This is a genomic window from Pseudomonas versuta (assembly GCF_001294575.1).
Classification (GTDB): domain Bacteria; phylum Pseudomonadota; class Gammaproteobacteria; order Pseudomonadales; family Pseudomonadaceae; genus Aquipseudomonas; species Aquipseudomonas versuta.
The window spans coordinates 2,639,236-2,649,873 of sequence record NZ_CP012676.1; the positions used below are offsets into that span (position 1 = coordinate 2,639,236).

A 10,638-nucleotide genomic window follows, 5' to 3' on the forward strand; every position below is an offset into this window, starting at 1 on the left:
CAGGCATAAAAAATCCCGCACGGAGCGGGTTGTTTGAAACGGGTCGATCAGTGCTTGTGGTTCGGGGTGTTGCCGGCGGTGTCGATGATCATGCCGAGCCCGGTGATGTCCTGGGTGACGGTCAGGGTGCCGTCGATCTTGACCGGACCGATCAAGTCGATGGCACCCGCCATTACGGTAACGGCACCGTCAGTCAGCACCGCCGTAGTCCCGCCCACCGCGATGGTGACCGTGCCGCCGGGCAAGGTGATGGTGTAGCTCCTGGCCTGCCAGTCGTAGACCAGTGAGCCGCCATCATCAAAGCGCCAGACTTCGACGTGGTCGCGGTTGTCCGGCGGCGGCCCGGCATCGCCGTACAACCCCGGGACAAAGGTGCCCATGCCGGCCTGACCGCTCGGGCCCAACAACACGCCCTGCTCCCCGATGCTCGGTGCCCGCCAATGCCGGGCCTTGCCCGCCGCGACGCTGTGCCAGCGCACCCAGGCACTGGTCCAGTCGCCGGTGGAAACACGGCAGGCGGGTGGCGAGGCCGCAAGATCCACCGCCACCACATAGCAAGGCAGCAGCATGGCCGCGATCATGCGGTCATGTTCGGCACTGGCATAGCTCATTCCATCGCCTCCGGAGGGGTGTAGTTACCTTCGTTGCCCGGGCCGGTATCAGGCGAGAAGCCCCAGACCAATGTGCCCGGTGGCTGATCGGGCCACGGCCATTCCTGCTCGCCGAGGTAGAGGGTTTGCGTCCACTCCACCAGCCACACGGTGTAGCCGTCCAGTTCGGGGCGGGTCCAGTCTTGGCTCGACCGTTGGAACTCGGCCGGCTCAACGGGCAAACCCCAGGACTGCATGCGCAACAGCACCGCCAGTTGCGTCGCCAGCTGTACCGCCTGCCGGTAATGATCGGCGCGGATCACGTCGACAATCACCCGCGCTTCGAAGGTGATGCTCAGGGTGGTTTCACCGGTACCGATATCCTGCCCGGGATTGATCTCGCCGATGTCGAGAAACACCGCTGGCAGCGGGATGTGATTACCAATGTCCGGCCAGAAACTCACCAGCTCGACACCGGGCAAGTGCTGCTGGATCTGCTGCTCGATGGCCTGGTAGAGAACGTCGAGGCTTAACGGTTGCTCAGACACGGCTCGCCCCCTTCAGGTATTTTCTCAGCTCGAAGTTCATCTCACTCTTAAGCAGACGCAACAACTCAGCGTCAACCTGGCGGCTCCAAGCCTCAAAATGCGGCCGCACCGCATCCAGTGAAATCTTGGCCTTGGCCAGCGGGTGGCGATCACTGTTTTCTGCAATCCAGCCCGAGCTAGGCCCTTTGCGTGAGGTGATCTCGCTGTCGGGATAGTCGGCCTTGTCGAAGTGTTTACTTGCCGTTCGTATCCAGATATCGGCCTGACTGCCGTAGACCTTTTTATAGAAGGCACCGCGATAGCGCCGGCCGGCCACCGTTACCCCTGCTCTGGTCTGCCGCGCGGGCCCTGCCCGACTGGCTTCCATTGGATTGATGCCGAACCAGAGTTTGCCGCGCAATGCACCGCCATCGACCGGGTAACTGCGAAGGCGCTGTCGCACGGCCCTGACCGCAATCTTTTCCTGTTTCCCTACGGCACTGGCTATGCGGGTACGCAACCAGCGCAGGGTTTTGTTGATCGCGCGACGCTGTGCATTGGCTGCTGCTTTGGGCACCAGAATGGCCAGGTCCGCGAACGCTTTTAAATCCTCGGCCCTGGGCTGGATGTGCAGCGTGCCGCTGTCCTTTTTTACTTCACTGAAACTGCCGATACTCATGGGCGTTTCCTTAAGATCAGGGAGACCAGGCCGTCGCCGCTGGGCTCCAGCTGCAGCAAGTCGTAATCACCGCCGCCATCCAGCGCCGGCAGGTCGATGGTGACCCGCAAGCCCTTGGTCAGTCCGTCCGAGTCCGCGACCCGCACCACAAAATGCGGTTCGCGAATCGAGGTGTTGAGACGGCCAATCTGCGGTTGTTTCCACGGGGCCGAGAACATCCCCAGCACCGGCTCGGCGCGTCCTTCGATGTGCCCGGTGTCGCCCAGCACGTCGAAGATCACGTCGTCGATGCTCGCCACCAGGTCGCGAATGCCCACGGTTATAGCTCCAGCAGGATCTGCGCTTTGGGCCGGGTGCAGATATGCAGCGGGTTGGACTGGGCCTCCCCGGCCATGCCTTTGTTGAACGGCATCGGCTCGATCTTGCTGTAGTACGGGATACCCTGGGTGTTGACCGTTTCCATATAGTCGGCCGGGGCAAAGGCCGAGATGTAGAGGTCGGGTACGCCTTCGGGGACCAGCAGGGCTTTGTCGTCGTGGACAAAAGGCTGGCCCGCAATACGACCCCGGTAGCGCTCCCAGGTGATGCCGCCAAACTCAAAGGTTTCGCGTGCATCCGCGCGCAACACGACCGCCTGCTGGGTGTTTTTGTAGGTGTCCACGACATCCGGATGGGTAACCAGCGCTTCCCAGAAGGTCTTGCCACAAAACGCGCGGGATCCGCTGGTTGTTGTGCTTCCCAAAGCCTCTTCCTGCAGATCCAGTGCTCTCATGCAGCGAACACGCAACTTGTCTTTGCCAGCAGCAAACTCCATTGACAGCGTCTGTTGCTCTACCCCGAAACGATCAAAAATATCCAGCAATACGGTACGGCCGTCAGCATCCAGAATTTTGCCGTTCAGCGCCCCCATGCGCTGATATTCATGGGTGACGTCCAACTGGCGGCGGGCCTTCAACAAGCGCGCATTGACCACATCCTGCACCGCCTGCAGCTCACTACGAGTGCCGAAGGCACGAATGCCCTGGATCTCGTCGGCTTTGATGGTGAAGCGTTCCGGCAGGTGCACGGTGTTGAACGGGATCAGCGTGCGCTTGCTGGCAGCAACCACCAGACCCGAAGTACCGCGCTCACCAGCCGGTACCAGCGCCAGGGTGTCGCCGTCTTTTTCGATCTGCACGGTCAGGGTGGTAATGCCCTCTTCCTGAAACAGGCCGAGGCTGCTCAGGCGCCCAGGCAGGTATTGTTGTTCGTTGATGGCAGCGGTCAGCGACGAAACCGAAAATGCTTCGTCGTCAAAGATGGCGATGTCGGCCATTGGGGACTCTCCAGAATGTAAAAACCCCGCTCGATGGCGGGGTGCATTAAAGGGGCGATCGGCTTAGCGCACGATCACGAAATGTTCAGCCAGCGACTTCTCGCCCTCCGGATCAAGGCCGCTCAGGTGCACTTCACTGACCTCGGCCAGCCGCACCACCGCGCGACCACGACGAACGATGTCGGACTCCCCCAACGGGCCATACAAAATGGCCACTGCCTTCTCGCTGCCGTCTTCGGCAGTGGGCTCATAGGCGGCGAACTCACCCGAAGCCGTCACCTGCCCGAGGACCTGGCCCGCATTCAACGCGGGGCCTGCAGCGACGTTGATCGCTTCGCGGGAGATATTGCCGGCGCCTTCGGACAGCAAGAATTCGCCCGCGTGCATCGGTTCTTTTTTAATGGTCATGCTTTTACCCCTGTCTGGGCGGCGCGACGGGCCGCGTAGATCGCATTGGTGTCAGGCTGCTTAGCCTGGGTTTTCGGCGCTGGGTCATCGCTGATCGGCAGGCTGTTATCGATTTCAAAACCGCCGCCGCTGACCAGCTTGTCGAACAGCCGGCCGCGTACCGCCTCAGCCGTCAGCCCGGCGGCGACAAACTCTTGAGTGAACTCCGGCAAGCGCGCTGCCACGCACAGGTCGCGCACGGCCTTGGCGTTGCTGATTGCGGCGTTAACCGTGGCCTCGTCGGCCAGTTTGGTGGTGTTGATCAATGCCTCGATCAGGTTGCTGATCCCGGCCGTGTTGCAGCTTTGAGTGATCAGCAAGGCCAGCTTGGCCGAGTCCACAACGGGCGGTTTTTCGGGTTCAGGCTCGATAGGCGTTGGTTCGGGCGGTTCTTCCAGCTGGGCCAGCAAGGCTTGCGGTGCGTGCTGATAACGCTGCAGCGCGCCACCCTGTCCCAGACAGGCTTTGACGCTGACGCCCTCGCCCACCGAATCAGCCAGACCCAAGGCCACCGCTTCGCTCGCCGTGAGCCAAGTCTCGGCATTGACCATGCGCCGCAGCTCGACCTCATCAATGTTCGGCGCCTTGGCCTTGTAGGCCGCGATGATGGCTTCCATCGCCTGATCCAGCGCCGTAGCCACCTTGCGCAAGTCTTCGGCGTCACCGGCGGCGTAGGTCCACGGGTTGTGAATCATCAGCATGGCGTTGGACGCGATCACCACCTTGTGCGCGCCGCACACCGCGACACTGGCCGCACTGGCTGCCAGCGCATCGACCCGACCGGTGCAACGCTCGCCCAGGCGCGACAGCGCGTTGTGAATGGCCAGACCGTCAAACAGGTCGCCGCCGATGCTGTTGAAGGCGACAACGATCGGCGAAACGCCGTCATCCATGGCCGCGAGGTCGCGCACAAACTGATTGGCGGTGATGCCCCAGGTACCGATCTCGCCGTAGACATAGACCTCGATGCTGCGGGCCTCGGCCTCGCCGCTGGCCTTGAGGCTGTACCAGTGCTTGTTTTGCGGCGCCGGTGGGTCACCAGCCTTGTTGAAAATGCGTAGCCTGTTCATGGTTTCTCCTTGTCGGCAGGCTCTTCTGGCAAGTCGACGAGCGTTTTGTAGTTGAGGCCCAGGTCACGGGCGCGGGCCTGATCGGCAGCGTTTTCAGCGTCAACGGTTTCGGCGTCATAGCCCGAGCGCAGGACCATTTCGCTGCGGGAGTTGAAGCCCGCGTTGACCTCCATCATTCGCGCCTGAATGTCCTGCACCGGCTGGATATAGGCCCAGCCCTGCGGTACCCAACGCGTGCGCAGGTATTCGCGGCGCCGTTGCGCGTAGTCGTCCAGCTTGAGGCGACCCGCCAGCACCGCCATGTCCATCCAGGCCGCACGCACCGGGCGGCACAACTGGTGCACGTACACCCCGAATTGCAGTTGCTCCAGGCGACGGCGGAATTCGTTGAGTACGACCCGCAACGCCCGGTCGTTGACCTCGCGCATGTCGCCGGTGAGGATCTCGTATGGGGTGCCGGTACCGGCTGCAGCGGCCATCAATTGTTGGCGCATAAAGTCCGGGTAGTTGTTGCCGGCGTCCGGCGGCTTGGAAAACTCCACCTCTTCGCCGGGCCCCAGTTCCTGCATGGTGCCGGGCTCCAGCGCGACCATCGGCGTGAAGCCATCGCGATCTTCGGACAACAACGCTCCGGTCATCGGGTCGCGGGGCTGCTGTGAGGTTTCAGGTGGTGGTCGGCTGATAAACCCGGCAAACAGGTTGGCCACCTCCTGACGAAACAGCACCGCATCGTCGTAGTTGTCCAGGCTGCGCAAGCGCTTAAGCACCGGCGCCAGACGCGGCACCCCGCGCAACTGGCCGGGCTCGACCGGTTCAAAGATGTGCAGCACCTGCTCGGCCGGCACCCGCACCAGCTGGTTGTAACCGGCGTTGAGGGATGAGGCATCACGGGGGTGAACGCGGTACATCCAATACGCCACCCGCTGGTGAGCCGGGTTGAATTCGATCCCGGCGCGGATGCTGTTGCCGTTTTTGGCTGGCTCAAACTTGTCGTGGGGCACAAACTCGGGGGCCAGTACCTGGAGCTGCAGCGGTACCGCCAGATCCTCAGTCTGTGCGCGAGGTCGAAGTCGAACGAAACACTCACCTGACGTTTCGACAGTGCGGGCAATCAACGCCTGCTGGCCGTAGAAGTCGGTCAGGCCATCGGCGTCCGACTCATCGACCCAGTCCTCCCACAACTCCTGCTGCAGTTTGCGCATGGCGTCGTCCTCGATCTTGGGTCGAGGGGTGATGCCGGTACCGATCAGGTTGCTGACGCGTTTGTCGATGACGTTGAACGCGTACGGATCGTTGCGCACCGCCGCCCGCGAACGGGCCCGCAGGTTGCGCAAGGCCGGGGTGTTTATGCTGTTGATGCCGGAATCGGGCGCGTCCCAACTGGCCGAGCGCCTGCCCTCACCGGCCCCTTCGTAACTGGCTTTGATCCGCTCCGGCAGCAAGAAGCCGTTGCGGGTCAGGGTTGGGTATTGTCGCGGCATCAGAGTCCCTTGCCTCCGTGGTAGAGCCTCACCACTTTTGAACGTGGCCCGGCAGACGCGACCAGCGAAGTGCGGATCTGGTCGCGGGCCTTGAGCAACTCATCCACCGTGCGGTACTCAACGGTGCGATCGGCGTAGCGCACGGTTTTCTCGCCGCGTGCGATGGCCGCCTCAACCGCGTCGAGGTGCTTTTGGGTAAAGGACATAATCAGCGTCTCTTGAGGTAGCCGCTGGTGGAACTGCGGCGTTGAGGAGGTCTTGCGACCGGTTGCGATGTTGCAGCCGGAATTACTTCGGGTGGAGGCGTTTCAACAGGTTGTGACCCGGGTGTGGCGGCAGGGAGTGCAAGCCGCTCGGCCTGGACCGGTTTTTCATCGAACAACCCGGCCTGCGCCAGAGCTTGTCGAATGCGCTCCCAGTCGTGTTCCTTGTAGCGGTTCAGGCCCAGGTAATGCGCCATTGCCAGGTTGTACACCATCAGGTCGAGCGCTTCGTTGCGCTCGGCCTTTCCTTTGACCCACTCGATGCGCTTGTAGCCTTTGACGTAGCGCGCCACCTTGCGCTCGGCCACGCACTGGTCGAAGAAGTCATCCGGCAAGTCGTTGGCAAAGTGCAGTGACCCAGGGCCGTCTTCAAACGGATAGCGGTTGTAGATCCAGTCCTTCGCGGTGTCGGTACCGACAAACCACAGCTCGGCGCCGTTGCGTTCGGTCTGGCCTTTCCAGGTCACGTCGACCATCGAAGGTCGTTGCGCGATCACCGGCCTGCCCGGTTTGCTCGCGCCCTTGATGGCGAAGATGTTGCGCCACCGGCGAAGGCGGCAGAACTGGTAAACCTCGTCAGTGTGGTGACCGCCTGAGTCGATGGCTGTGGCCAGAATCCCCAGACCGACACCGCATGGGTGCGGGTAGCGCACCTTGAGCTTGTCATCGAGCACTGCCCAGGTGCGCTCATCCGCCGGATCTCCCCAAATCACCTGGTAGTCGATGATCCAGCGTTCCATGCCAACACCCCAACCCATCACCATCAGCTCCAGGCGGTTGGCTTGCACGTCCACCGACGCGGTGAGCATCAGCACCCGATAAGCCATTGAGCCGAGGCCGTAGGTTTCACGGCGGGCGCGTTCTTTCAGGACTTCGGCTTTGGTCTGCTCTTGAGCGCTGTCCCAGACCTTGGCCAGACGGGTGTTGTAGAACACCTGCATGGGCTCAAGATCACCGCGATTCTGCGCCTTCTTGGCTTTTTCAAACTGCTTGGCCAGTGAGCGCCAGTCGGTCCAGCCGAGTGGCGCATACAGTGCGTTGAGGTGGAAACCGATGGTTTCACCGTCACCTGGCGCGTGCGATCGCCATTCGCCCTGGGCCAGCATCTGGCCCTTGTGGTGCTCATCGATCAGTACGTCGCAATCCGGCCCGGCGCACTGGTAGTGCACCACGTTGTAATCGGCCGAGTAGTGCAGGTTTTCCCATTCCAGAATCTGCATATGGCCGCAGTGCGGGCATGGCACGTAGTAGTAACGCTGGTCGCTGGCCTCAAACAGGTCGGCGATGCGAGAAGCGCCCTTGATCGTGGGGGAGCTGGAGAAGTAGAACTTGGCGTTGCGCCCGAAGGTACTGCCCCGGGTTTCGGCCAGCTCGATCGGGTCGCCCTCTTCTCCTACGTCGACATCCCAGCGGTCGATCTCATCGCCGTATATGTAGCGTGCCGACAGCTCGGCCAGGTTAGCCGCCGAGCCTGCGGTGGTGATGTAGAGCGAGCCACCTTCAAATTCCTTGGTGTCCATCGTGTTGCGTGGGCCACGGGAGCGGTTGGCCGCGACACGCTCACGCAGCACCGGCGTGGCCTTGATGGTCTTGCCGATCCGTGAGGACACCCGCTTGGCCAGGCTAAGGCTGGGCAGCAGTGTCAGGATGTTGGACGGCACCATGTGAATCAGGCCGCCGATCCAGTTCAACGCGATCTGGGTTTTCATCAGCTGCGAGGCCACCATGGTGACCACGCGTTTGCAGGGGTGAGCCGGCGATAAACAGCGCATGGGCTCGCGGGCATAAGGTGTACGCGATGTGCGGTATTGGCCAGGCTCAGCGGCGCCTGCGTCACGCGGGATGCGCATGTACTCGTCAGCCCACTGGTCGACCCACAGCGATGGGTCAGGCCGTAGCCCACGGAAATACGCCTCGCGGTACACCTCTGCACCGTTCGGGATTTCCGTGTGCATGAGTTAACTCTTGTTGTTGAGGGCGTGAACCAGGTCAGCCGAAGACATGCGCTCAGCGTCCTCCAGCGAGGCGCGGATGGCAGCCGTCAAACGGCGTTCGATTTCCCAAGGATCGGTCATGGCCGCCAGTTCGGGTGCCAGTTGCGGCGGCATGCCCAGCAACTGATCGCGCAACAGGCGACCTGCGCTGAATGCGCCGGTTTTGACAGCCTCCAGCTCGACCTGCGAACCCTGGACCTTGTGGAATTCAGCCTCGGCCAACTGCGCCAGGTAGTACTCGCGGTGGGCACGGGCTTTTTGGAAGTCAGGTTGTTTGCCAGCCGGGCCGATGGCGGGCTGCGGCGCAGCCAGGTTTGGCGTGGATTCGACCATCGGTGACAGCTGACTGGTTACGTCGCGCAGCACCCGGGCCTCTTGATGCCGAGCCGAGACGGCGGCCTTAGCCGGGTCAGCTGTTTCGCGGATCAGCGCGATGGTCTCTTCAACGTTGACCTGTCTTTCATCCGCCGACAGGACCAGTCGATTGTTCTTTCGAAGCCAGGTGATGTAACTCGGCGCCTTGCCGATGTAGGCCGCAAAGGCGCTCTTCGACAGAAAGATGGGGTCTGTCACAAGCCCTCCTTTTCAACGGCTTTTCAATGCAAGCCTTTCAATTTCAATGGATTGAATTTCAATAAGCTACAAACCCTGCGGCTAACGAAATCCCGCGGGTTTCCTGCCCCGTACCCGTGGAAAATGCCCAGGGTCCCCTGCAGGATTCAGGAAGAAACTCAAAAAAAATGGTAAATACGCCTGTAGCCCTTGAGCTATTCACTGTGAATAAGGAGTTTGTTTATGCCATCAAAAAAAATCATCGACAGTCACTCAACTGATCTCGGTACGCTGCTAGACCAATTGGAAGGACTGCCCAGAGACACCCAAGTTTACTTCGGGGGATTAGACTTCTACCGAGTGAAGCGCCAAGGACCTAACCAAGTCCAGATTGAATTTAACCAATCGGTTCATCGCACAAACGAAGATGTCTTGGTGGTTGTAGACCCTGAATAATAGCTGCCGCATATACAGCAGCTATTGACGTGGCAACGGGCGGATAACTCTCTTGCATCTGCCCGTTATCTACACGCTTGAAACTGACGCAGTCGTCATACACAACGACCTGCCAAGATGATATGACCTGCTTATCACGCGTATCCATAGCCTACTCCCGGATCAAAAGTTTACGTTCAGTCAGGGCTATTGCCTTGAGGCGGAACCTCGCTAATGCCCAACCGCTTTGCCGCCCAGCGCTCGTAAAGGCCGATGGCGACGTCCGCCCCGGCCATTGCCGTGAGGCAGCCCACAGCCGATGCAGCCCAAATCGAAACACCGTTGGCATGCAGCAACATCATCGTGGACAAGCCACATCCGACGCAGGCACCTGACCGCAAGGCCAGGCGGCGCACCAGCGACCAGCCACGGGCGCCATCCTTATCCGCTCGCCACATCTCGCCCGATACGCCGCCGACCAAGGACAGTGCAATCACCAGCCAGATCGGCATGTCCGCTAACGCTTGTTGCTCTGTTGTCATCAGTACCCCCCAGATTTAAACAATGTTGATGGTCTTGGCTTGTCGCAGTTCGTTCAGGATCGTAGGCTCAAGACCACACTGAACTCCGACTGAGGCTTTCGATGGAAAAGATCCCGCTTGTCACATCTATTGTTTCTATAATTTTTGCTTACTACTCAATCAGCCCAAAGCGCCTCATAGACCTAAAGATTTTTGCAATCTGGTGCTGTTTACTCGTACTCATCAGCGCTCATAGCCTTAGCCTGTATCAACTACTTACCAGCGCAGAACCTATTTCTCTGACCCGGATCCTGACACTCAACTTTGCAGCTATAGGGATGTTGGTGTTGCTGGGAGCCGGCGTGTTCTTGAAAATCCACTTGCGCCCAGAGCTGGAAAGACAAAGCTCTGGACAATAAAAAACCCAGCTCAATGGCTGGGTTTGCTCTGGTGGGTGCCTACCGCTCTCTGCGGTCGCACCTATCGAAGATGACTACTTTTTACAGGTGGAATTTACTGGCAGCAAGTAGGTTTTAATGCCACCGCCCAATAAGTGGGTTAGGCAGCTGAACACCCGGCGAATGTCGGCGAATACATCACCCCGGCTAGGGCTTTTGGGGGCTGTCTGCCCTGCCCCATTGCTCAGGATCGAGGTGGGACAAAGGAGAGCGCCTAAATCAAAGGCTGTGCCCCACTGTCCTACTTCTTTTACTTTTTCCTCGTACAAAGAGAGATTTATAAAAACACGCGTGCGCGTGAAACGC

At 60.4% G+C, this 10,638-nt stretch carries 13 protein-coding genes; 1 reads left to right on the forward strand and 12 read right to left on the reverse strand.

Translation table 11 applies throughout. From position 1 onward, the window contains the following. Positions 1 to 47 precede the first annotated feature (47 nt). From AOC04_RS11520 to AOC04_RS11580, 12 genes are all read right to left on the reverse strand, one after another. Positions 48 to 611: a phage baseplate assembly protein V gene (locus AOC04_RS11520; RefSeq protein ID WP_060693474.1), complete on the reverse strand. Its 564-nt coding sequence runs from the start codon at positions 609 to 611 to the stop codon at positions 48 to 50. After that, complete coding sequence (locus AOC04_RS11525) at positions 608 to 1,138, reverse strand: hypothetical protein (protein ID WP_060693476.1); 531 nt, start codon at positions 1,136 to 1,138, stop codon at positions 608 to 610. Before AOC04_RS11525 ends, AOC04_RS11520 begins: the two co-directional genes overlap by 4 nt. Beyond that, a complete protein-coding gene (locus AOC04_RS11530; protein ID WP_060693479.1) occupies positions 1,131 to 1,796 on the reverse strand; it encodes a hypothetical protein in 666 nt (221 codons plus the stop codon). Before AOC04_RS11530 ends, AOC04_RS11525 begins: the two co-directional genes overlap by 8 nt. Continuing rightward, entirely contained in the window at positions 1,793 to 2,113 is a 321-nt protein-coding gene (locus tag AOC04_RS11535; RefSeq protein ID WP_060693481.1) for a head-tail joining protein, read from the reverse strand. Before AOC04_RS11535 ends, AOC04_RS11530 begins: the two co-directional genes overlap by 4 nt. A gap of 2 nt (positions 2,114 to 2,115) precedes the next feature. Next, entirely contained in the window at positions 2,116 to 3,111 is a 996-nt protein-coding gene (locus tag AOC04_RS11540; protein ID WP_060693483.1) for a major capsid protein, read from the reverse strand. Positions 3,112 to 3,174: 63 nt separating this feature from the next. Further along, a complete protein-coding gene (locus AOC04_RS11545; protein ID WP_060693485.1) occupies positions 3,175 to 3,519 on the reverse strand; it encodes a head decoration protein in 345 nt (114 codons plus the stop codon). Then, positions 3,516 to 4,628 (reverse strand): head maturation protease, ClpP-related, encoded by a 1,113-nt coding sequence (locus AOC04_RS11550; protein ID WP_060693488.1) that lies wholly within the window; start codon positions 4,626 to 4,628, stop codon positions 3,516 to 3,518. Before AOC04_RS11550 ends, AOC04_RS11545 begins: the two co-directional genes overlap by 4 nt. Then, positions 4,625 to 6,109 carry a phage portal protein gene (locus tag AOC04_RS11555; protein ID WP_060693490.1) on the reverse strand — a complete coding sequence of 495 codons (1,485 nt, stop codon included), beginning with the start codon at positions 6,107 to 6,109 and terminating at the stop codon, positions 4,625 to 4,627. Before AOC04_RS11555 ends, AOC04_RS11550 begins: the two co-directional genes overlap by 4 nt. Continuing rightward, complete coding sequence (locus tag AOC04_RS11560) at positions 6,109 to 6,315, reverse strand: phage head-tail joining protein (RefSeq protein ID WP_016781386.1); 207 nt, start codon at positions 6,313 to 6,315, stop codon at positions 6,109 to 6,111. Before AOC04_RS11560 ends, AOC04_RS11555 begins: the two co-directional genes overlap by 1 nt. A 2-nt stretch (positions 6,316 to 6,317) precedes the next feature. Further along, on the reverse strand, positions 6,318 to 8,327 hold the full coding sequence (locus tag AOC04_RS11565; RefSeq protein WP_060693492.1) for a phage terminase large subunit family protein: 2,010 nt from the start codon (positions 8,325 to 8,327) through the stop codon (positions 6,318 to 6,320). 3 nt (positions 8,328 to 8,330) lie between these two features. Then, a complete protein-coding gene (locus AOC04_RS11570; RefSeq protein ID WP_060693494.1) occupies positions 8,331 to 8,939 on the reverse strand; it encodes a hypothetical protein in 609 nt (202 codons plus the stop codon). A 611-nt stretch (positions 8,940 to 9,550) separates the two neighbouring features. Next, a complete protein-coding gene (locus tag AOC04_RS11580; protein ID WP_060693500.1) occupies positions 9,551 to 9,895 on the reverse strand; it encodes a phage holin family protein in 345 nt (114 codons plus the stop codon). A 101-nt stretch (positions 9,896 to 9,996) separates the two neighbouring features. Between AOC04_RS11580 and AOC04_RS11585 the strand changes: the two genes are divergently transcribed. Then, a complete protein-coding gene (locus AOC04_RS11585) occupies positions 9,997 to 10,293 on the forward strand; it encodes a hypothetical protein (protein ID WP_060693503.1) in 297 nt (98 codons plus the stop codon). The last annotated feature ends 345 nt before the right edge of the window (positions 10,294 to 10,638 follow it).